We start from the raw sequence: 21,736 nt of genomic DNA, 5'->3' as shown, positions 1-21,736 counted from the left end.
TAATTCGTGAAATTGGTGTTTCAATAGGAATTACACGAATTGTCACTAATTTTTTGCCACAGATTGGAACGATTAAATAGATTTTAATTCGTGTGAATTCGTGAAATTAGTGTTTGTTTTGAAATCTCGAATCAAAATTCATTCGGGTAGTACTGGTAACCTTGATCTTTTTACTGTCCGGATGAGCGGGATTTATGAGGTAATTGAATTCCTGCGGTACAATGCAACTGGGAACTTTTAAAATAGCAGCTTCATTGTAATCAATAAAATCATCGCCAATGGTTTGTGTTATCAGGATTGGTGGTTTGGAATTCCAGTCTTCCGGTAAATCTTCCAGACGAACTTCCTGAATAGTGATTTCATCTGGGATTTCGATTTCCACATAAAACCGATCCAGAGGTAAATCTTCACTTAAATCTAAATGAACAGATACTTCAAGTGTGGCGAGCGCTCTGCTTTCAGCTGTGTAAACCATACGGGTGTTGAGGCTGTTCCATCGGAAACCTTCAGACATCGAGGCTCCGATTCCTGCTAAAGTAGTGGACAGGTATTTTTCTCTTTCGATTCTAAAAACCTTCATTAAGCTAAGTTTCCGTACTCTAATCGGTTTAAGCTAAATTTCACCTCGTTAATTCCTGTTACGGTGTCCAGCATGTTTTCAGGAGTACTTCCTCCAATAGATAAATTAGGCTTTTTAAGCCACCTTTGAAATTTTTCTTCTTCATTATTGAAAACTTCCAGGCCGTAATCGATCAGTTCATTGATTAAAATAACCAATTCACTGTCTCTGCTGTCTAAAAGTAAATGCTCGCTTTTTTTCTTGTTGTAAGTGGTTTGAGGAATTCCCACAATTGCCAGCATAGATTTTACAGGGTTGTTTAATCGCCTGCTGATGACTTCAATTGAATCATAAGGAATACCGGATCGGATAACCCCAACACGTTCCATTTTGTTGCTCCAGCTGTATTCTTTCCCGTCAGAACTTAGAGTTGATCTTTTAATAGAGATTACTTTCCCGGAAGCATTTCGAATGCTTCTCTTAGTATCAAAAGGTTCTGTATTTTGTTTTATCTTTTCCATGATACAACTATTTTGTTATAAAGATACAACAATTCTGTTGTTCATGTCAAAGTTTGGAGAAAAAATATTTTCGATTTACAAGGATAGAGTTAAATGATCTTCTTAATTACACGCAATTTGTGAGTGTGTTTGTTTGTTTCGGGATTGTAGATTCCTAAGTGATCCAAACGATCAATGCGAACTTTACCGCTGGCATGAATGATGTAATTATTGTCCATAATAATACCAACATGCGTAATATTTCCTTCGTCGTTATCAAAAAAGGCTAAGTCGCCGGCTTCGCTTTCTTCTATAAAGCTCAAGGGTTCTCCGTCAAGAGCCTGTTGTGAGGCGTCACGATGAATTTTATAGCCGTTTAACTTGTAGACCATTTGAGTGAAACCCGAACAGTCAATTCCAAAAGGAGTTTTACCTCCCCAAAGGTACGGTGCGTTAAGATACATAAAAGCAGTACTTATGATAGCACTCTTAGGCTTGATACCGCTGGTTTTGGTGCCTTCAAAATCAAAATTTGAGATATTGATTTCACTGTTATTTAAAAAAGACAAAGAAGCGCCAAGCGGAATTGGCAGTAACAAATTATTTGAAGAAGTGATGTAGTCAATCAAGTCGGCATTTAGGATAATAGCTTCACTGCTTAATTGATTGAAATTTGCTTCAGAGATAATCTGGTATTGTTTTGAATCTACCCAGCCTTCATAGTCGTCGTATTGAATTCTTATTCGGGCCCATTGATTTTGACGTTCCAAAATCTCGATATGTTCACCAAACAAAAGTTGAGTAACGATTTCACTTCTGTCACTTGGCTCAGCTCGTACGGGTACTATGGCTAGATTGCAAATTCCGAACATTTAGGGTAGTTTATAAGTTAAAAATTAGGAGTTATCTGGAAAACAAATAACTCCTAACAGAATAGTATTTAGGCTCTCTCGATAACAATTGCCGAAGCACCGCCACCGCCGTTGCAAATTGCTGCAGCTCCGGTTTTAGCATTGTTTTGTTCTAAAACACTTAGTAAAGTTACGATGATTCTTGCTCCCGAGCATCCTAGAGGATGTCCTAATGAAACAGCTCCACCATTTACGTTTACTTTGTCGTTATCAAGACTAAGGATTTTTGAATTGGCTAATCCAACTACCGCGAATGCTTCATTGAATTCGAAATAATCAACATCACTTATTGAAATTCCTGCTTTGTTTAAGGCTTTTGGTAATGCTTTTGCCGGGCTTGTTGTAAACCATTTTGGTTCCTGAGCGGCATCTGCATAACCTTTTATGTACGCTAAGGGTTTTAATCCTAATGAGATTGCTTTTTCTTCAGACATTAAAACTAAAGCGGCAGCTCCGTCATTGATAGTAGAAGCGTTGGCAGCTGTAACTGTCCCGTCTTTAGTGAAAACAGCTCCTAGTGTAGGGATTTTGTCTAATTTTACATTGGTATATTCTTCGTCTTTTGAAACGATGATTGGTTCACCACGTCTTTGTGGAACTTCTACAGGAACAATTTCATTATCAAATTTTCCGGCATCCCAGGCTTTTGCACTTCTTTCATAAGATTGAATAGCAAAATTATCCTGTTCTTCACGGCTGATGTTGTATTCAGACGCACATAAATCAGCGCAAACTCCCATTGCGTTGTTATCGTAAGCATCTGTCAAACCATCTTTCTGCATTCCGTCAAGCATAGAAGCCGGACCAAATTTAGTTCCGTTGCGCATTTGTACATAATGTGGAATCAAGCTCATGTTTTCCATTCCTCCGGCTACTACAATTTCAGCATCACCACAAGCAATAGCCTGTGCGGCGAACATAACAGCTTTCATTCCTGAAGCACAAACTTTGTTTACGGTTGTAGCAGCAACTTCTTCAGATAAACCGGCAAAAAGCGCAGCCTGACGTGCTGGTGCCTGGCCAACTCCGGCCTGTACCACATTACCCATAAATACTTCATCAACTAATTTTGGGTCAAGGTTAATTTTTTGAAGTGCGCCTTTTATTGCGGCAGCACCTAATTTAGGGGCAGGTACGGTAGATAAACCTCCCATGAAACTTCCGATAGGCGTTCTAACGGCAGAAACGATAACAACTCTTTTGTTCATTTTCTGTTAATATTAGTTAATCAAGCAAATTTACTCTTTATTTAAATAAATTCAAATTTTGTGTCAATTCGATTGAATTTTAAATTTAATGTGAATTTTTAGTTAATTCTATTTGTTTGATTGTGAAGTGTTTTGAAAAAAAGATTAAAAAAACTTAAAAAAAAGCTCCGAAATAGTTGTGAGATATGGAATGTTGTCTTACATTTGCAACCGCAAAACAGAACACGTTTCTTGAGCTTGGAGAGGTGCCAGAGCGGTAATGGAGCAGATTGCTAATCTGTCGACGGGTAACCGTCGCCAGGGTTCGAGTCCCTGTCTCTCCGCTTAGATTTTGCCTCGGGGTGTAGCGTAGCCCGGTTATCGCGCCTGCTTTGGGAGCAGGAGGCCGCAGGTTCGAATCCTGCCACCCCGACAAGAACTTTGTCGGAAGTTTAATGAAAATGGACGCATAGCTCAGCTGGATAGAGCACCTGCCTTCTAAGCAGGCGGTCGAAGGTTCGAATCCTTCTGCGTTCACAAAAAGCCACTCAAATAGAGTGGCTTTTTTGTTTTGTAATAAATTGAGATTTGGGTGCAAGCGCAGTTGAATGGAGTATCTCGATTTTTATCAGGACGGTCGAAGGTTTGAATCTTTCTGTGTTCACGAAAAGCTACCCAATTGAGTGACTTTTTTTATGATGTGTTAGATTGGTTTTTTTTTGATCTGCATCGGATTAAGGGGAAATCTAAAAATGATGAAACTTTTCATTATCAAAGGAGCGTTGATGGTTCGCAAATAACAGGTTGAATTAGAGAGAATGAATGTATAGTCATTTTTGATAAAGCAATTAGTAATAACCTGTTGGGCAATGCGGGACAACCATTATTTTTAGTAATAAAATAAATTATGAATAAAAGACAAATTCTTGCGGTTATTTATGTTTGTTTTATACCTGGTTTGACTCTATTAGTTGGGGCATTTTATCTTTTTCAACAGAAATTAAATTTTATTGAAAAGGCAACTATTGTTTACGGTACAGTTATCGAATCGATACCTCTTGCTGGCAATAAGAATGGATCACTCTATTATCCACATGTTTCATTTGTTACAAAATCAGGTAAGCCAATAGATTTCACTTCTAATGTGGGGACTTCTCTTCCGACTTACATTGCAGGAAGTCCCGTTAAGGTTTTGTATGATCCAACTAATCCGAATAAAGCGGAGATTGACGGGATTTACGGTTATATTGTAGATCCAATGCTTTTGGGAGGTCTTGGTGTATTTTTCCTTTTAATGGGTTTAGTTGCTATTTTATACAAGTATCAAAAAAATAGGAAAACGGACTGATATTGAGTTTTCAAGCCTAAAAACTATTTCATAGTAATCAATAGAATGTTTTTTGATGGTGGATTTTTATTTTTCTTTATTGTTTTATTAAGTCTTCTCCATTCTGGTCTGTTGAAATTCTTCACAGAAAATTCCCTTCATCTTTATTTTTTTTTCACCCCACTTACTCTGAGATTGAAATAAGCATTTTCCGTAACAAAAAGCATGTAGAGATTTCTCGATTTGCCTTTGCCAGGAAACATTTTCAGATAGCTCAATTAGTTTGATAAATTTATGAAACAGTATTCTTCCTCATAAATGGACTAATACATGTTTAGTAATATAAAAGATTAAATAAACAGGTATAAATACTTGGTGGTTGATTTTTGTGAATCGATATATTTGAGAGGACAATATGGTTTTCCGTAAAAAAGATTGATGTTAAATGATAATATTTGCATCTAGAACTATAAATTATTTGTAATAAATTGATTTATAGTGGAATGTTAATGGATACTTAAATTAGAGTTATTAGGCAGGTTATTTAATTTAATAAGAGACAAAAATTAATATGAGTAACATAGATCAGGAAATGTTGAAAATTTACACTTCAAAATCTCAAGCAGACAAAGCAATTGGTTCTCTAAAAGGATTGTTACTAGGCATTCAGGCTGATGAAGAAGTGAATGAAAAAGAAATAATTGAGCTTAGAAAATGGGTTTCGAAGCATAAACAATTGGTTAACCGAAACCCTTTTAATGAGTTCATGACCATTATTGAAGAAACGATTTCAAATAAAATGCCTCCTAAAGAAACAATCGAAGATTTGTTTTGGCTGTGTCAAAAATACGAAAGTGATAGTTATTATTATAACGCAGTAACTACTGATCTTCAAATTTTACAAGGTATTTGTCACGGTATTTTAGTAGATGGGATTATTACTGATAAAGAAATTTATGATCTTCAAAAATGGCTGGATGAAAATGAACATTTAAACACCTATTATCCTTACGATGAAATAAGGAGTCTGGTACTTTCTGTTCTTTCAGATAACAAAATAAATGAAGAAGAAAAAGTTGTCTTAATGGCTTTTTTTAAGCAATTTGTACAAATTCAGGATGATGAAGTAAGCCAAAAGATACAGGATACTACCATAGATGTAAATATTTTTGGTCTTTGTACAAGTGAGCCGGAAGTAATTTTTGAAGGAAAGACTTTTTGTATAACGGGTGTTTTGCAAAGAGGAAACAGAGAGAATCTTCACAGAGATATTATTAAATTTGGCGGAATACCGACAGATAGCATTACAAAGAAGACTGATTACTTAATTGTTGGTGACAATGGGAACCCCGCTTGGGCTTTTTCATGTTATGGAAGAAAAGTTGAAAAAGCTATTAACTTAAGAAAAGAGGGACATACTATTATGCTAATACATGAATTCGATTTTTCGGATCTTATTGACGATTTATTATAGAAAAGTTTATATTGATAAATGTAATTTTATAGTAGTAAATTTTTCGATTGTTTAATAAAATCAAATTCGCGAAGTATGGATAATTCAATTATTGATATTACAGGAGAATCTTATAGCCTTTCAAATATTTCAAAAACTTCAAACGTACCTTTTTGGGGACATCAATATGTATATTCATATTCAGAAATAAATTCGGCGACAAGCCAGCAACGTGTTTTCTATAAGACTTTTAAATTTAATTTTTTAAATGGTATTTGTACTGATCTTGATGGGAATGACAATTATGCGTTTGTTTTGCTTTTTGACCTTTTAAAAGAATTTGATACTCATAAAAATATTGCTCGTTTAGAGAAAGAATTAAACGAATTAAAAATAAACTATCCTAAAACAAAAACGTACTGTGTTTCTCATCTTGTTAAAAAATTAGAACAACATGATTTAAGGAAAGATTCAGAGAGAATTCGCCGACAGGAAAATTATTATGATGATTATTCGGGATATGATCAGTTAAAATTAGGATTTCAGTTTAGAATCAAATTAAATCTAAATGATGAAGATGCAGTGCTTTTAAACAACATTTGGAATCCAGCTAATAATTTTTTTAATATTGAGTTTTGCGCTGTCGAAATCATGAAATTTTATTTGTCTGTAATTAAAAGATTAGATGAAAGATGTAAAAAAGACTCCTCTTCTTTACAAGAAGAACTTACTACTGTAGCTGATATTATTGCACAAAAACATTATAACTATAAGCCAGGAAGTAATAACTACAAATACTCTATAGAAACGGTTATAAATGAACTTCATTCTAATATTTTCAAATACTGTGAAAATACTGTTCGTGAAATTTTTGGGCACAAAAGAAAACTTAATGTAGATCTAACCTATATATCGAATGTTGTAAAAGAAGAATATAACGAGCGAATTATAATACGCTTGAATAAAATATTACAGATTTATGCACCAACAATTAATGAACCAGATGAGAAAACGGATTATGAATTAAATATCCAAAATACAACTCGTTGGAAAATTAAATTTGATGAATTAACTATTAATTTCAATAAAGATTCAGACACATTCATAAATCAGATTATCAATCTAGGAAATTTAAATAAAGACAATCCATCAGTAGAAAATATTTTTTACGATGCTTCAAAATTTATCGCAACTCATAGTAAAGAAGCAGCACTTGTATTATACATTTATTACATTCATTATGATTTAAAATCGGTGAAATTTGATCAGAAACCACTAGGTGTGACAGTCCAGAAAACTTTATTTAAAAATGGCGATCAGTTCGATGATTTTCAAGCAATAATCAATGAATTTATACAGGATAAAGATTTAGAAAAGGCTCTTAAAGCGGTAAAAAATGTTTATACAGCTAAACGAAAAAAAATTCAATTGGATAGAAATGCCATTCAGCAAGTTCATGAAAAACACTCGGGAACAGTTGAGCTTCTTAATGAATATCTTAGAGATGAAGATGAGCAGGAAGATTTAAAAACAGAATTGGTCATTAATCGAGAACCAGAGAATCAGACTGTTTCAGAATACAGCACGATCGATACATCTCTTTATGACAGCTTACTCAATTTTACAAAAATACAGCAAGATGTTCTTGATTCTTTTTCAAAGGCAAATTTTTCTGTTCTTCAGACTGATTTTGAAACTTTTGCAAAATCAAAAGGAATGTTTAAAAACCAATTGATAGAAAGTATTAATGAAGTATGTTACGAGACATTAGATGATGTTTTAATTGAAGAAGAAAATGATTTTTATATTATTAACGAAAACTACTATAACCGAATTTTAGCAAAATGACAGAAAACATAAAACCTAAAGAAGCCACAGCAATTATTAATTCATTAATTGGAGGTGTAGTTCCTAAAATTGGTGTTCAACATATTACTGTGGGACGCTCAGAAGAAATTGATGCAGTTGTAAGCGCATTAGAAGATGTGAAAAATGGACACAGTATGGTTAAATTTTGGATCGGAGATTTTGGGTCCGGAAAATCATTCATGTTACACTTGCTAAATACGGTAGCACTAAAACAAAAGTTTGTGGTGGCAAATGCAGATTTTACGCCAGATAACAGACTTTATTCCAATGATGGAAAAGGAGTAGCATTGTATGCTGCTATTATGGACAATGTCGCTATTCAGACTAAACCTGAAGGTGGAGCATTACCAACTTTAATGGAAAAATGGATAGAGCAAGTGGTGATGAAAACGGCAGAATCGAATAATATTCCATTAGAAAATATTAGAGAAGAACAATATTTGAGTCTTATTCAGAATAACATAATGAAAACCATCAACGAAATAACTGAAGTTGGAGGTTTTGATTTTGGAACAGTTGTAATGAAATATTACGAAGGTTATATTAAAGATGATGAGCAATTAAGGAGAAATGCCTTAAAATGGTTAAAAGGAGAATATAATACTAAAACGGAAGCCAAACAAGATTTAGGCGTTAGAGAAATCATTAACGACTTAAATTATTACGATATGCTTAAAAACTTCACTAAACTGTTTGTAAGTATGGGATATAGTGGTTTTATGATCAATCTTGATGAGGCAATAAACCTTTATAAGATATCTGTTTCTGCAACAAGAGAAAAAAATTATGAAAAGATTCTGGCAATATATAATGATTGTTTCCAAGGAAAAGTAAGTAATCTCTTTTTCAATTTTGCAGGAACTAAAGAAGTACTTGAAAATGAAAGAAGAGGTTTGTTTAGTTATCATGCTTTAAAATCACGATTAGAAACAAACAAGTTTGAAACTGCAGAAATTAGAGATTTTGCGCAGCCTGTAATTAAATTATTACCGCTAGATCATAACGAAATTTTTGTGCTTTTAATAAAGCTTAAAGCAATATTTGATTATAATTATAAAATATCCACAAATGTTTCTGATGAAGATATACAAAACTTCATGGAGGAAATGTTTAATAAACCTGGAGCTTCTGAATTTTTAACGCCAAGAGAAGTTATTAGGGATTTTTTAAATATTCTAAATATACTAAGACAGAATCCTGATTTAGATAAAGCAAAACTATTTGGAGAAATTGAAATTTCTGATGAAAGACCAGATACTGTTTTAATGGATAGCATAGAAGAATTGTAATGTCATTTGAATTATTATCAGAACCAATCCGAAAATATATTCGTGATAAACGATGGGAACAATTACGTCCCATTCAAAATGCAGCAATTTCAAGAGTTTTAACAACCGATAACCATTATATTTTGGTATCCAGAACTGCTTCGGGAAAAACTGAAGCGGCTTTTCTGCCTATTTTATCTCAGGTTAATTTTAACGAAAAAGGAGTTCAGGTTTTATATATTTCACCGCTTATTGCATTAATTAATGATCAGTTTTATCGCGTGGAAGAATTGTGTAAAAACTTAGAGGTTAATGTCGTTAAATGGCACGGAGAAGCAAATAGAACTTTAAAAGAGAAATTAATAAAAGATCCATCGGGGGTGGTTTTAATAACGCCCGAATCTCTGGAAGCTATGCTTTCAAACAAACCTTTTAACGTAAAGCATCTTTTTTCGAACCTTAAATTTGTTGTTATTGATGAAATTCATTCTTTTATTGGATCGGGAAGAGGCGTACAATTGAAGTCTATTTTATCAAGATTACAGGATTTAAATGAAAATCAATTTAGGCTAATTGGACTTTCAGCAACGTTGGGAGATTATGACGAGGTCAAGAAATTTGCTGGTACCACCGTGCCCACAATAGTTTTGAGAGATAAAGCATCAAAAGAAATTGAAGCTAAATTTAAATATTTTAAAAGCACAACACCTGAATTACCGCTAGATTTATTAAAGGATTTATATCTTGAAACAAAAGATAATAAAGTTCTTGTTTTTCCTAATAGCCGTGGATTAGCAGAAGAAGTAGCGGTTAAATTAAAAAAACTTTCTGAAAAGCTAAACGGTCATGTAAATTATTTTTCGCATCATTCATCTGTTGATAAGGAAGTTAGAGAATATGTAGAATATTTTGCAAAAAGTAACAACAGACAGAATTTTTGCATTTCCTGTACTTCAACTTTAGAACTCGGAATTGATATTGGTTCTGTTGATCAAGTGGTGCAAATAGATGCAACGCACAGTATTGCATCATTAATACAGCGTATAGGAAGAAGTGGTAGGAGAGATGGTGCAAAGAGTTTACTCTTTTTATATGCTACAAATGAATGGAGCTTGTTGCAATCACTAGCTTGCTGGGAATTGTATAAAGAAGGTTTTATTGAGCCAAAAGATCCAATGACTTTAGCGTATGATCTTTTACTACATCAGGCATTATCAATAACAAAAGGAAAGTCAGGTATTAATTTTAATGAATTAGTAAAACTATTAAAGGAAAACTTCGCATTCAATGATATTGAGAATGTAGATATTGAAGCGATTCTAAACCATTTAATTGCTATTGATTTATTCGAAAAATTAAGAGATGAGGTTATTATAGGAGTTGAAGGAGAAAAAATAGTAAATAACAGAGATTTTTACAGTGCCTTTACTATTGAAGATAATTTTAAGGTTGTAAATGCAGGAATAAAAATAGGTGAAATTCCTTGGAGTACACAAATTATTGAGGATGAAAATATTTTATTAGCAGCTAAAATCTGGAAAATTATTTTTGTCGATTTCAAAGCAAAAAAAATCGAAGTTAAACCTGCAAATGATGGTAAAAAACCTAAGTTTTCAGGTGGAGGAGGTATTGTACATCAAACTATTAGAAGTAAAATGTTTGAAATTTTATACGATAATCAAGTTTTTACAGAGCTTTATGAAGAAGCTTCAGACGAGTTAGATGAGATGCGAAGTGATTTTTCTGTTTTTGATATCAAGGATATAGAGCTGGAAAGACCATTGTTGATTTCAGAAAAAAAACTCGTATTCTACACTTTTACAGGTACTAAAATAAATAGAACATTACAATTTCTTTTTAAATTTTCTGAAATAAAAAACTCATTAGATGATAACATAAGTTCATTCGATATTTATGAATCTAAAGATGATTTTTTGGATAAATTAAATTTCATAACTTCAAATGTGGATGTTATTGAGGAAATTATAACAGAAGAATTAGAAAAAAATCCAGATTCCTTAATTACATCAAAATGGGGTATTTACTTACCAGTGAGATATCAAATAGAATGGATGAAGCAAAATTATTTTGACATAAAACAGACTCAGGAATTCTTACTTAGTGTTAATAGAGTTGTAGACAATTTGTAATGATGTATTTTACAGTAAGAAGGAAAATTTAAAGATTTATATTTATCATGAAGTGAAAAGGAATTTGATTATAAATTTGAGAGATTGAGAAATTATGGAATATAAAAAGTGGTTAACCTATTGGAAAAAAAGGTTGTCTGATTCTTTGAAAGTACATATTGATAAGCTTCAACATTTTGAAATTGATGGTTTCGAAATTGAAATTAAGTAAATATAAGATTTAATCAATGTAAGTAACTTGATCGATTTTGATGAAATGTCATTAATAATGATGATGATTGTTCATGTCCTGTAAGGGCGAAAGCCTGCGCCCAAAATCTTATCTTGTTTTAATATGATATTTTTCAGAGCAAGTGAGTTTTATTAAAGCCTTTCTATTAGTTGTAGGGCTACGTTTAAGCTATTTTGAAAAAGAGGTAATGAGTCGGATCTTTGTGGATTCCGAAATTTTACGGGTTACTCGCATTAAAATGCTTTAGAATTTTCTTAGGTGCAGTGATGACTTCTTTACGAATAGAATCAAACCATTCTACTTCTTTAATGAGTTCAGCGCAGCATTCGTTTTTGGAATTAAAAAAGCAACTTTTAATATTGATTTTGTCATTCATTAAGCAATATTTCATCTCAACAAAAAAATGTTCCGTAAACATTAGGTTTTTATGACAGACCAGCGCATATTTCCCTTCTTGTAAATCGAGTTGTAAAGAATTTAGCTTTTCTCTTGAAAATCCATTTTGAAATAAAAAATGGTATAGTAATCGTAGTGTATAGGAGTTGTATGCGGTCTTCTCCATGACCATGAGATCGTTTACGTCCTCGCCTGTAACAATATAATTTTTGCAGATCATTTGAAATTTTTTAGGTTAATAGAAGAAGAGGCCAGCTAAGTATGAAACTGACCTCTAATCAATAGTCATATTTAATAATCTTTTAAAGCAAAAGTTATTAGGTTAGTAAATGTTAAATTGGTAAATTCTACTTACCAATTAAGCCTTATTTTTAAAAATGGATTATTTAACTAACAGAAAATTGTAACTAATCTTAATTTTGTCAGCAATTTTCTTTCTGACAAGACTTGGTATTTCGATATCAAAATCTTCAGGTTTGACTTCAAATGAACCTATGGTACTAAAACCGTTGGCTGCCTTGGATATTTTGACGTTTACTATAATAGGTTTTGTTTTTCCATGAATGGTAAGATCGCCTTTTAGAGTGAAATTTTTAGGGGTATTGGTAATTTTAGAAATATCAAAATCTTCTAATTTGCCTTTTAAAGTTGCTTTTGAAAACTTTTCAGACTCCATATAATTTTCGTTGAAATGTTCCTCCATTAAAGCAACCTTAAATCGGAAACCTTTTATCAGAGCCAGAGCTGCGAAATCTCCTGTAGATTGATCCAAAATTGCAGACACACTTTTGTTTTCAGCAGCAACTTCTTCATAGGAAGGCACAGTAGCCTGAAATTTTATAGTGCCTGTTTTTGTGATTACTTTTTGTGCATGTCCATTGGTATGTATCAAAATGAGTAAGAGCACTGCAAAGAAATTAAGAAACGATTTTTTCATAATAATTAGTTTTCTTTTAGTCCGTCTGTATTCCATTTCACAATCAAATCGATATTGGCCTGAGACATTCTTCCTGCCTGAGGCATAATTCCTTGCTGACCATTTTGTAGTTGAATTCGGTTCAGTAAACCGGCACCTTCAGTGGCTGTTTTTACCTCGGCATAAGTGGTCAATGGTCTGAAACCAGCGGATCTTCCGTTTTGATGACAGCCTACACAATTGGCATCAATAATTGCTTTTACATTTTTAGAATAACTAATTGCAGTGGTTGGTGTTTCGGGTCCCGGAGTAGGATTGTCTGTAACCGGAGGAGTTTCTATGTCTTTGTAAGTATCAGAATCACTACAGCTTGTAAGTGTTAGTGAAGCTGCTAAAATTGTAAATGCTAATGTTTTTTTCATGGTTTGCTTGTTTGTAGTTATTAAAATACTCTGTATAAGTTAAATCCGAAAAAGAAATCTCCTTTCCCCCAGTTTCCGGCGGCATTGGTAAGGTATCCGCTTTCACTCATAGCTTGTGAATTGGTGAAAATTAATTGAAATACATGCCCTCCGGTTTCGACATCGAGACCAACGGACAGTGGGTTTTCATAAAAATTAGGTTTATTAAAGTTGTGCATGTATTCTAAATTGACAGATAATCTCTTGGTGATTTTATAACGTCCGCCACCGCCAAAAGAAAATTGGTTGTCTCTCTCTAAGTCCGGATTGTAAAGATTTCTATGCACAAATGAGGGTACTAGTTCTAATGATAGTTTTTCATTGACTTTTCTGGATATTAGTAATTGTTGCACAAAAGTTATGCGATGCTTAAATTCTAAACCAGGATATTGATCTTTTTCCAGAAATGTATTGATATCCGCAACACTGTAACCAACAATGTCTACGGGAAAGCTATTACTTTGTCTTATCATTCGGTATTTTGCTCCTGTTTCATACAGTTTGTTTAAAGTATGTCTGGACAGGCTTACGGATAGCCAATCTGTAACACCATAAATACCGCCAAGTTTTGTAGTGGCATTATCAAGGCCAAAAAAACTGTCAAAACCATCTTTAACACTGCCAAAACGATGAGAGACTACAAAATAGAATTCTTTTTTTGCAGGCATTTTTGTGGTCTGCAAGGTGACCAGTTGTAAGGCTTTAAAAGTTGCTGTAGGAAAGTTTTCCTGTACCTGAGTAGAGTCAAGGCTGTTTAGTAAATCATCTTGCGAATAAGCTATAGTAGCCAGGAAAAAGCAGATTGGGACTAAAATTTTTTTCATAAATTGATTAATTGATTTTATTGATTAATGGTGCACTGGTCTAGTTTGACTTCTTGAAACAATTCATCAAAACCAATGCATTTGCCTTTAACGGTTACTTTGTTGTTCAGTAATTTGTCTTTTGCTTTTTTGGTAAACAAGCAAAAAATGTTGTTTTCAAGTATTACAACAGAATCGGTTTCTTTGGTTACTTTGCCGGTTATTTCTATCGTTTTATTGAGATATAATGAATCTGCTTTTTCTGTATTTGAGTTATAATCATCAAGCAATTTTGTTGTTGTTATGCTAAACTCAGGTATTTCAGATTCTATATTGCGTGCTTCCTTAAAGAGAAAACCGTAATAAAAATAGAGGCCTGTCGAAATCAATACTAACGAGGCTGCAATTGCAAATGCGATTCTTTTTCTGTTCATTTTTTATTCTTTTTTTGATAGGGTTCAATAGTAAAACAGCTTTAATGCGGATTACCCTACTTAAAAAGTGATATTTTTCAAAAAAAGTACGAGATTTATTAAAATTCTGTTGTTAATAGAGTGAGGATGAGGTCTTAAGGTCTGGGTTCTTTAGTTGTTGTAAGGTTGGAAAACAGATGAAAATTCAAGTTAGCCCAACTGAAAGTAGAACTAACTTGAATAATAGTAGGTTAAGGGAGTGTATAAATGAATTGGAGAGAAATGTTATGCTCTTTAGATTGCCAGTGGAGAATCTTTTACGGGTACTGGCCAAACAGCAGGACTCGGAAAACTAATTCCTTTATTGGCACCTCTTACGTTGGCATCTTGTCCAAAATAATACAAAGGCCAGCCATTGTAAACCAATTGAGATTTACCAAATACCGTAATAACAGAAAATTTAGATTTGTCAAGAGTAGAAGGAATAACTATTTTGTCTGTTTCATAGATAGGCCAAACGGCATTGTTTGAAAAATCTGCTTTTGTAAAATTGTTTTTCTTGAAATTATCATTCTTAAAAGTATACAGTGTCAGTCCTTTTGCATCTGTAAAGTAGGTGGTCAGACCATCGCCGACAGTGTAATCAGATTTGTAGTTTTTGCCGTCATGTCCAAGAAGCTGACTTCTGACTAACATAATCGAATAGTCTGGTTTTGCTATAAACCAAACACCGCCAACACCATCTCCTGTTGTTTGTCCGGCAGTTTCCGGTGTATTAGTTCCGTTTATACTTGGCGCATAGTAATACAATGGCCATCCTTTGTAGGTCAGCTGTTTTTTACCTGATGTGGTAGTTATGGTAGCAAAATCAGTGAGTGTTAATCCGCTACTTAATTTTTCAGCAGTTAAATTATCTACATAAAATGGAGGCCAAACAGCTTCGCATCCGCCTGTACATGAGGCTTGACCCTTTGCGTCTGTTGCGAAAAAATATAAAGATTTTCCATCTTTATCAGAAAGATAAGAACCTAATGTGGTACTTGTTGAAAGTGCAATTTCTTTTTTTGCTTCCGGAGTAACGGTAGTGTTATCCTTGTCATTGCTACAGCCAGTAAGAAATAGGATGGCCACAAGAGCAGTAAAAGCTAGTTTAAATGGTTTTGATTTCATGGTTTTTTAATTTAGGTTATGTGAAGTGGGAAATGTGCTTTACCTATTTAGTAAAGTGTTTTATTATAATGTCTAGATATCAGCAAGAGGTACTTGCTTTTGATCGGTAATTCGTGCGATGAATTCGAGGTCTATGAACTGTCATAGAAAAAATACGCTAAAGGGTATTGGATGAAGTTGTTTACTAAAGTCACTTTTTATTTGGATAAGATTCAATAGTAAAACAGCTTTGATAAAGGTTACCCTACCAAAGAATTGTTGTTTTATTAAAAAAAAGAAAAGTAATTTTAGGTAAACCTTGTAGAATAAGGCTAAAATGAAACTCTAAAACTCATGTTTGGAGTTCTTTGCAGCGAGAAAGTTTCAACTTCTTCTATAGAATTGGTTAAAGAACTTACTCTGTAATATTCACTGATTTCATTTTTTCTGTTTAGGATATTCAAAATAGACAAACCAAGTTTGTATTGAATTCCATTTGCGGTTTCCCATTTGTAAGTAGAGGAAATGTTGACTTGTGAAAAAATATGTACATTGGTATTGTTTGGTTTGTTGTACACCAATACAGGATCTGAGAGATTAATTTGCGAAAAATCAGGCGAGGTTTTTGGTCTGCCGGAAGACCATTTTGTACCCAGAGCTATTTTGAAATTGTTCTTTTCATAAATTCCTGCCCACGACACCGTATGCATTACCTCAAAATTGTTGGGAAAACTTGGAGGTTCAAAATTAAAGAAATAGTAATTGTTATGGTTGTAGGTATAGCTCAACCAGGTGAGAAAGTGGTTCATTTTTTTCTGAATCAACATTTCTGTTCCCAGAACTTCATAGTCGCCAGTCATTCTGACAAATTCTAATTGGTTTTGAAAGCCCTGACTGGATGTTATGATTCCGGATACTTTTTTATAAAAATTTTCTATATCCAGTAGCCAGTTGTTCTTTTTGTAAAATAAGTTTAAAGATATTTGTTTGCTCCTTTGAATGGGAATGGTTGTATTATTAGACACGATCCAGCGCCTTTTTTCAATGCCGAAATAATCTTTTTGTAAATCAATAATTTGCTGTGAATTTTGGCTTTTTAACTCAGCCAGCAATTCTAAATTTAAACTTTTGTTGATGCCATAATTAAATTGAACGCGAGGTTCGATATTGTATTTTTTAAATTTTTCAATATAATTAATACGAGTTCCTGCTTTAAAATAGATTCGGGAAAGTGTGTCGTTGTATTTTCCTTCTAAGATTAGAGCATGAGTTTTTAGTACATCTTTTACTTTACGATAAAAATCAGGATTAGTTACTCGTTCTAAATTAGTAATGCCAATTTCATTGAACTGATAGCCATTGCTTAAACTAAATTTAGAGCTGATAATATGGTGGTTTTCCATATTAATTCCATTATTATTAACCGTGTTCTCCTGAATCACGATTTGATCTCCAAAAGTAGTTTTTTGGTCGGCCAAAAGTTCATAAGCCGAATTGTAGACATTAATTTTGGTTGTATTAAAGTTGTTCCAGTTTCTTTTCCATGACAAATTTCCACCATAATTTTGTTGACGCAAAACATTGTTTTCCGATTTATTTATGTCGTATACGGTGGCGCTTTGAAAAACTTCCAGATTATCTTTAATCGTGATTAAATCGAGGATAATTTGATCTTTAGCGCCTATTTTGCGTGCATATTTTAAGGTAGCATCATAAAAGTCAAATTTTTTATCACTGCGATAATTTATATTTTGTTTTTCTGAAAAGTCGGTGATGGTAGTGTTTTGAAATACTTTATTAAAATATTCCTTATAGGTTGGGGTTTCTACAAAATCGGTAATCGATTTACGTGCTGAAATTTCGATAGAACTCTTTTTGCAAAGATTGTACTTGGCATAAATGTCAGCGTTTATCATATTGATTCCGGCACTAAAAGTATTCTTTTCAGATGTTTCAGGAGTAGAAGAAATGGCTACTACGCTAGACACGCTCTCACCGTAAAATGCAGAGCTCCCATTTTTGTAAATGGAAATGGTATGTGCCAAATTGGGATTAAAAACAGATATTAAACCAAAAAAATGTCCGGTTTGGAACATCCGTATTCCATTCCATAAAAATAAATTCTGATCGTGAGTGCCACCACGTACGTTGATGCTGGAAACACTTTCATCAAGACTGTTGACACCAGGAATTTGTTGCATGGTTTGCAAAGCATCAGGTTCTATAAGTCCCGGTAGAATACCAAATTTCTTAGGTTTAATCTCAAAAGATCCATCCGGGCTTTTTGAAATCCCTGAAGCCAAAATAGCATTGGCTTTAATTTCCTGAAGCTCCGTTATTTCAGACTCTAATGTTATTTGCAGGCAATTTTTGGAAGACGAATTATTAACTACAATTTTTTTGGTGATAAAGCCAACATGACTGATCAAAAGGGTGTTTTTACTATCTTTTCTAAACTCAAAATAGCCATTGGAATTGGTTGTGACTTGAGTTTTGTTAAGCAGATTAACATTAGCGTTTTCAATAGGTTTTTTATAGTCATTAGAGAAAACATAACCACAGATCATTTGTGATTCACTATCATTTTTATAAATATTAATGAATTGGTTTTCAATATTTTCAAATGACAGATTGGTTTTTTCTGTAAGATATTGTAGCTTCTGATCTAAAGTAAGTGATTTTTTAGGAGGAGATATTTGTAGATTGGTAATATTATCTTCTGTATAATTAAAACTTACATTATGTTGTTTTTCAATAGCTGCTATAATTTTTTTAAAAGGTACAACTTTCCCCTTATCTTGAGAGCAAACATTCAGGACAAGAAAAAATATAAAAAACAAAAAATGAAACCGTTTGGAGAATGACATTTATTTCTCGTCAAATATTATCTTATTTTTGGAGACTTTTTTGGCCTCTAAATGATAGGTTGTACTAATAATTTGTATCGCTGTATTTAAATCCTTAGCGGGTAATTTTCCGGTAAATAGAGAGGTAGTATCTTTTGTGTTTAGTTCGATTGTAATGTTGTATTGTCTTTCGACTTCGTCTAGTATCGTTCTAATGTTTTCTTGGTAGAAATATATTTGATTGTCAATCCATTCGGGTTTTAACGAGTTTATAGTGGTGTTTACCTGTTTGCCATTTTCAAAATTAACGCTTTGTCCGTGAGTTAACACAATTTGAGTGTTTGCATAATTCACTCTTACACGTCCTTCATAACAAACGACATCAAACTTGTTTTTTCTCACCTTAACATTAAATTGAGTTCCTAAAACGGATACTTTTCCCAGACTGGTCTGTACTTCAAAACGTTGACCTTTGGCAACCTTAAAATAAGCCTCTCCCTTTAATTCAAGGTGCCTGTTGTTGGCCCAATTCCATTTTTTGTAACTTATTTCAGAACCTGAGTTTAGGACCACTTCAGAATTATCAGGTAAGGAAAACGTGGTTTTCTCTCCAAAATTTGCGATTTGAGTCTGAGGAATCAGAAGTTTCATAACAAGCGTAATTCCGAGTGCCAACACAAAGACCGCGGCAGCTCGAAACATCCAGTTTTTGTGTAAGGGAATTGCTTTTGGAGTTCCCGTTTTCTGATTCAGGATGTTAGATAACATGGCATTTTCATCCAAATCACCTACTTCTAAGTGAGCAGTATAATTCTTTATTTTTTGGTATTTTTCAAAATCGGGACTTGCTTCAAATTCAGCTAATTCATCCTGAGATAAATCATTGTTAAGCCATTTTGCTAATAAGCGATTTTTTTTCATTATACTGGTATTATGTTGTTAAAACAATTGAATCTAAATTTACCCTACTTCTATAAATCAATTTCTTTGCGTAAACTCAGTAAAGCAAGATGTATGCGTTTTTCAACTGCCTTTACGCTAATATTTAACGCTATGGCAATTTCACTGTATTTTTTTCCGTCAATTCGATGCATCAGAAAAGCGATACGTTGTTTTTCGTTTAAATTTTCGATGGCTTTCAAAAGTTTGGCTTGAAATTGTTTCTCCTCCAGAATATATTCCGGATTTTCATTTGTTTTATCTAAGCCGGTGAAGTTTTTCTCATACCTCAAAACAACTTTTTGATGTGCAATTGCATTGAGACTACTGTTATTTGCAATAGTATAAAGATATGATTTTGCTTTTTCCAAAGGTACTGAAGCACAGTTTTGCCAAAGTTTTATAAATGCCTCCTGGGCTAAATCTTCCGCCTGATTGATATTGCCAAATTTGTAAAAAAGAAAATTACGAAGTGCTTTTACCTGACTTTTAAAAAAAGTCGAAAAGATTATTTCGTCGCAAGTATTGGATTGGTCTTTTTGTAGCATTTCGTTTTTCAGTTGTTACCTTGCAAAAGTATTTGTTTTTGGTTTAAGTAGGGTAAAAGCGAAGCTGATTGTTTTATATAAATAGGAAATGTTGTTTTTTGTTGATAGTTAGTGTTTTAGGTAAAAATGTGAGTCCTTGAAGAGGAGTTATTAAAAAAAAACAGTTTCTTTAATTTTGTTACCTTTGTAAAAATATAAATATGTTCCCTTTAAAAAAATATTTATCAATAGTGGCTTTCTTGCTTTTACTTTCTTGTCAAAGCGAAACAGACGAGAAAAACGATACGGCACAAGGAACAGTCACAAATGTTTCGCCGCTTACTACTTATCTGCAAAGGGTTGCAATGGTTCAAACCGTGCAGGATAATGTGATCGACGGATCTAGTTATTGTACCATTAGGCTGCCGTATACCGTTACAGTTAACAATGTAAAAATTGCTATAAATTCTACTGCCGATTATAAAAAAGTTACGGACAATATAAATGCAAATACATACGATGATGATATTGTAAAAATTGATTTTCCTGTAATGATGGTGTATTATAATTATATTGAAAAAAATATTCCAACTGAATCTGACTTTAAAGCTTTAATCGACTACTGGAATCTTTATCCAGATTTGTTGTCTAAAATTAATGGACTAAAGATAAACTACCCTATAACGATTAATATCTATAACAGTGCAAATCAAATAGCAAGTTCTGTTTCGATTGTTAGTGATCAGACCTTCTTTAATTTTATAAAAAATTTGAATAGTAGTCAGTATATTTCATTAAAATATCCAATTTCGATAGCAGATTATAATAATCAGACAAAGTCAATCTCTAATAATTTAGAGTTTGAAAATGCAATAAAATATGCAATTGACAATTGTCCTGAAAATAATATTGTGACACTTGATTTTCCGCAAACTATAACAAAGGGAACTTGGGAGATACCTTATTTTTTTGATGACTCAGAAAAGACGTCCACTTATATAGGTTATTCTCTTGTTTTTAAAAGTGACAAATCTGTAGTGGCTACAAAAGGAGCGACCTCACAAACTGGTCAATGGGAAAGTACTTTGCAGAATGGGGTTAAAGAAGTTAAAATAGAGTTTAATTCAGAACCGCTAAGTAAATTGAATCGAAACTGGAAGTTGTTTGAGTTTAATAATTCTCAAATTCGATTACGTGATATCACTACTACTACAGATTATCTTTATTTACAAAAACAATGATACTTGAAGAACAATGTTTTCGTATCAACCAGACAATCGCATATACTCGTATTACAAAAGAAGTTATTGATAGTTTAAATTAAATACCTACATATATATAGTATACAACCCGACAGGTTTTCAAAACCTGTCGGGTTTGTTTTTACGACCTATATATAAGGAATGCTTCTGCCCAGCTGAGCGAAAATGCAAGAAAAGTAGTTTCTGTCCGGCTGAGCGAAGTCGAAGCTTGGTATTTGAGATTCTATACTATAATATAAGAGTAGTTTTTCTGTCCAGCTGAGCGAAGTCGAAGCTTTATCCCGCTATCCGCTGCAATCTTTTGCTTTTTAAAGGAAAAATCAAAAGGATTTCCACTACTATCGGGGCTAGGGGATGGGTTTTCAAAGGAAATAAGACAAGAAAAACAAAAACTTCGCGCCTTTGCGTCTTTGCGAGATTAAAAAGAAACCAGTAAAAACGGGGCTTTGTATCTAATAGTTTCATTTGAATGAAGAAAAACCTTTCAAACCTGAAAAAAGTTTAATTTGTAAAAGAGGTGTTATCAGGGTGTTAAGATAAAGTTTCGAAAAAGATTAAAAATAAGTTT

19 protein-coding genes and 3 tRNA genes are annotated in these 21,736 nt (G+C 33.1%); 9 read left to right on the top strand and 13 right to left on the bottom strand.

Annotated features, from left to right (window positions below):
* Positions 1–106 precede the first annotated feature (106 nt).
* The 4 genes from C245_RS0107485 to C245_RS0107465 all read right to left on the bottom strand — a co-directional run bounded on the left by C245_RS0107485 (position 107) and on the right by C245_RS0107465 (position 3,178).
* Positions 107–580, bottom strand: a complete 474-nt coding sequence (locus C245_RS0107485; RefSeq protein ID WP_017495966.1) for an RES family NAD+ phosphorylase — start codon at positions 578–580, stop codon at positions 107–109.
* Positions 580–1,080: an antitoxin Xre/MbcA/ParS toxin-binding domain-containing protein gene (locus C245_RS0107480; RefSeq protein WP_017495965.1), complete on the bottom strand. Its 501-nt coding sequence runs from the start codon at positions 1,078–1,080 to the stop codon at positions 580–582. Before C245_RS0107480 ends, C245_RS0107485 begins: the two co-directional genes overlap by 1 nt.
* An 89-nt stretch (positions 1,081–1,169) precedes the next feature.
* Positions 1,170–1,931: a C40 family peptidase gene (locus C245_RS0107470; RefSeq protein ID WP_017495963.1), complete on the bottom strand. Its 762-nt coding sequence runs from the start codon at positions 1,929–1,931 to the stop codon at positions 1,170–1,172.
* A 68-nt stretch (positions 1,932–1,999) separates the two neighbouring features.
* The gene (locus tag C245_RS0107465; protein ID WP_017495962.1) at positions 2,000–3,178 is read right to left on the bottom strand and encodes an acetyl-CoA C-acyltransferase; all 1,179 of its coding nucleotides are present in this window, start codon (positions 3,176–3,178) and stop codon (positions 2,000–2,002) included.
* A 239-nt stretch (positions 3,179–3,417) separates the two neighbouring features.
* Here C245_RS0107465 and C245_RS0107460 point away from each other — a divergent pair.
* The 8 genes from C245_RS0107460 (at position 3,418) to C245_RS0107425 (ending at position 11,224) form a co-directional block, all read left to right on the top strand.
* Positions 3,418–3,501 (top strand) — tRNA-Ser (locus C245_RS0107460).
* 14 nt (positions 3,502–3,515) lie between these two features.
* Positions 3,516–3,590 (top strand) — tRNA-Pro (locus C245_RS0107455).
* 30 nt (positions 3,591–3,620) lie between these two features.
* Positions 3,621–3,694 (top strand) — tRNA-Arg (locus C245_RS0107450).
* 370 nt (positions 3,695–4,064) lie between these two features.
* Positions 4,065–4,505: a DUF3592 domain-containing protein gene (locus C245_RS0107445; RefSeq protein ID WP_017495961.1), complete on the top strand. Its 441-nt coding sequence runs from the start codon at positions 4,065–4,067 to the stop codon at positions 4,503–4,505.
* Positions 4,506–5,055: 550 nt separating this feature from the next.
* Positions 5,056–5,958, top strand: a complete 903-nt coding sequence (locus C245_RS0107440; protein WP_017495960.1) for a BRCT domain-containing protein — start codon at positions 5,056–5,058, stop codon at positions 5,956–5,958.
* 75 nt (positions 5,959–6,033) lie between these two features.
* The gene (locus C245_RS0107435; RefSeq protein WP_017495959.1) at positions 6,034–7,785 is read left to right on the top strand and encodes a tellurite resistance TerB C-terminal domain-containing protein; all 1,752 of its coding nucleotides are present in this window, start codon (positions 6,034–6,036) and stop codon (positions 7,783–7,785) included.
* Positions 7,782–9,095 (top strand): ATP-binding protein, encoded by a 1,314-nt coding sequence (locus C245_RS0107430; RefSeq protein ID WP_017495958.1) that lies wholly within the window; start codon positions 7,782–7,784, stop codon positions 9,093–9,095. The genes C245_RS0107435 and C245_RS0107430 overlap by 4 nt, the downstream gene beginning before the upstream one ends.
* Complete coding sequence (locus tag C245_RS0107425) at positions 9,095–11,224, top strand: DEAD/DEAH box helicase (protein WP_017495957.1); 2,130 nt, start codon at positions 9,095–9,097, stop codon at positions 11,222–11,224. The genes C245_RS0107430 and C245_RS0107425 overlap by 1 nt, the downstream gene beginning before the upstream one ends.
* Positions 11,225–11,673: 449 nt before the next feature.
* Here the strand turns inward: C245_RS0107425 and C245_RS0107415 are convergent, their stop codons facing one another.
* The 9 genes from C245_RS0107415 to C245_RS0107375 form a co-directional block, all read right to left on the bottom strand.
* Positions 11,674–12,072 carry a hypothetical protein gene (locus C245_RS0107415; protein ID WP_017495955.1) on the bottom strand — a complete coding sequence of 133 codons (399 nt, stop codon included), beginning with the start codon at positions 12,070–12,072 and terminating at the stop codon, positions 11,674–11,676.
* 162 nt (positions 12,073–12,234) lie between these two features.
* A complete protein-coding gene (locus C245_RS0107410) occupies positions 12,235–12,789 on the bottom strand; it encodes a YceI family protein (RefSeq protein ID WP_026109932.1) in 555 nt (184 codons plus the stop codon).
* Positions 12,790–12,794: 5 nt separating this feature from the next.
* On the bottom strand, positions 12,795–13,190 hold the full coding sequence (locus C245_RS0107405) for a hypothetical protein (RefSeq protein ID WP_017495953.1): 396 nt from the start codon (positions 13,188–13,190) through the stop codon (positions 12,795–12,797).
* 20 nt (positions 13,191–13,210) lie between these two features.
* Positions 13,211–14,053, bottom strand: coding sequence for a DUF5777 family beta-barrel protein (locus tag C245_RS0107400; protein WP_017495952.1), 843 nt, complete (start codon positions 14,051–14,053; stop codon positions 13,211–13,213).
* Positions 14,054–14,070: 17 nt separating this feature from the next.
* Positions 14,071–14,466, bottom strand: a complete 396-nt coding sequence (locus tag C245_RS0107395; RefSeq protein WP_017495951.1) for a hypothetical protein — start codon at positions 14,464–14,466, stop codon at positions 14,071–14,073.
* A gap of 273 nt (positions 14,467–14,739) precedes the next feature.
* Complete coding sequence (locus C245_RS0107390; RefSeq protein ID WP_017495950.1) at positions 14,740–15,615, bottom strand: hypothetical protein; 876 nt, start codon at positions 15,613–15,615, stop codon at positions 14,740–14,742.
* Positions 15,616–15,926: 311 nt separating this feature from the next.
* Complete coding sequence (locus C245_RS0107385) at positions 15,927–18,434, bottom strand: TonB-dependent receptor (RefSeq protein WP_232424341.1); 2,508 nt, start codon at positions 18,432–18,434, stop codon at positions 15,927–15,929.
* A 27-nt stretch (positions 18,435–18,461) separates the two neighbouring features.
* Positions 18,462–19,361, bottom strand: a complete 900-nt coding sequence (locus tag C245_RS0107380; protein WP_017495948.1) for a FecR family protein — start codon at positions 19,359–19,361, stop codon at positions 18,462–18,464.
* A gap of 50 nt (positions 19,362–19,411) precedes the next feature.
* On the bottom strand, positions 19,412–19,927 hold the full coding sequence (locus C245_RS0107375) for an RNA polymerase sigma factor (protein WP_017495947.1): 516 nt from the start codon (positions 19,925–19,927) through the stop codon (positions 19,412–19,414).
* Between the two features lie 200 nt (positions 19,928–20,127).
* On the opposite strand from C245_RS0107375, the gene C245_RS0107370 reads away from it, so the two are divergent.
* Positions 20,128–21,147 carry a hypothetical protein gene (locus C245_RS0107370; RefSeq protein ID WP_017495946.1) on the top strand — a complete coding sequence of 340 codons (1,020 nt, stop codon included), beginning with the start codon at positions 20,128–20,130 and terminating at the stop codon, positions 21,145–21,147.
* Positions 21,148–21,736 lie beyond the last annotated feature (589 nt).

Source organism: Flavobacterium sp. WG21, from assembly GCF_000335775.1.
GTDB classification, from domain to species: domain Bacteria; phylum Bacteroidota; class Bacteroidia; order Flavobacteriales; family Flavobacteriaceae; genus Flavobacterium; species Flavobacterium tructae.
This window is presented reverse-complemented; position numbering and strand designations above follow the sequence as displayed.

What these genes read in the sequence shown, in the direction of transcription:
- C245_RS0107485 (WP_017495966.1), bottom strand. Translation starts at nt 580, where the DNA reads ATGAAGGTTTTTAGAATCGAAAGAGAAAAATACCTGTCCACTACTTTA.
- C245_RS0107480 (WP_017495965.1), bottom strand. Translation starts at nt 1,080, where the DNA reads ATGGAAAAGATAAAACAAAATACAGAACCTTTTGATACTAAGAGAAGC.
- C245_RS0107470 (WP_017495963.1), bottom strand. Translation starts at nt 1,931, where the DNA reads ATGTTCGGAATTTGCAATCTAGCCATAGTACCCGTACGAGCTGAGCCA.
- C245_RS0107465 (WP_017495962.1), bottom strand. Translation starts at nt 3,178, where the DNA reads ATGAACAAAAGAGTTGTTATCGTTTCTGCCGTTAGAACGCCTATCGGA.
- C245_RS0107445 (WP_017495961.1), top strand. Translation starts at nt 4,065, where the DNA reads ATGAATAAAAGACAAATTCTTGCGGTTATTTATGTTTGTTTTATACCT.
- C245_RS0107440 (WP_017495960.1), top strand. Translation starts at nt 5,056, where the DNA reads ATGAGTAACATAGATCAGGAAATGTTGAAAATTTACACTTCAAAATCT.
- C245_RS0107435 (WP_017495959.1), top strand. Translation starts at nt 6,034, where the DNA reads ATGGATAATTCAATTATTGATATTACAGGAGAATCTTATAGCCTTTCA.
- C245_RS0107430 (WP_017495958.1), top strand. Translation starts at nt 7,782, where the DNA reads ATGACAGAAAACATAAAACCTAAAGAAGCCACAGCAATTATTAATTCA.
- C245_RS0107425 (WP_017495957.1), top strand. Translation starts at nt 9,095, where the DNA reads ATGTCATTTGAATTATTATCAGAACCAATCCGAAAATATATTCGTGAT.
- C245_RS0107415 (WP_017495955.1), bottom strand. Translation starts at nt 12,072, where the DNA reads ATGATCTGCAAAAATTATATTGTTACAGGCGAGGACGTAAACGATCTC.
- C245_RS0107410 (WP_026109932.1), bottom strand. Translation starts at nt 12,789, where the DNA reads ATGAAAAAATCGTTTCTTAATTTCTTTGCAGTGCTCTTACTCATTTTG.
- C245_RS0107405 (WP_017495953.1), bottom strand. Translation starts at nt 13,190, where the DNA reads ATGAAAAAAACATTAGCATTTACAATTTTAGCAGCTTCACTAACACTT.
- C245_RS0107400 (WP_017495952.1), bottom strand. Translation starts at nt 14,053, where the DNA reads ATGAAAAAAATTTTAGTCCCAATCTGCTTTTTCCTGGCTACTATAGCT.
- C245_RS0107395 (WP_017495951.1), bottom strand. Translation starts at nt 14,466, where the DNA reads ATGAACAGAAAAAGAATCGCATTTGCAATTGCAGCCTCGTTAGTATTG.
- C245_RS0107390 (WP_017495950.1), bottom strand. Translation starts at nt 15,615, where the DNA reads ATGAAATCAAAACCATTTAAACTAGCTTTTACTGCTCTTGTGGCCATC.
- C245_RS0107380 (WP_017495948.1), bottom strand. Translation starts at nt 19,361, where the DNA reads ATGAAAAAAAATCGCTTATTAGCAAAATGGCTTAACAATGATTTATCT.
- C245_RS0107375 (WP_017495947.1), bottom strand. Translation starts at nt 19,927, where the DNA reads ATGCTACAAAAAGACCAATCCAATACTTGCGACGAAATAATCTTTTCG.
- C245_RS0107370 (WP_017495946.1), top strand. Translation starts at nt 20,128, where the DNA reads ATGTTCCCTTTAAAAAAATATTTATCAATAGTGGCTTTCTTGCTTTTA.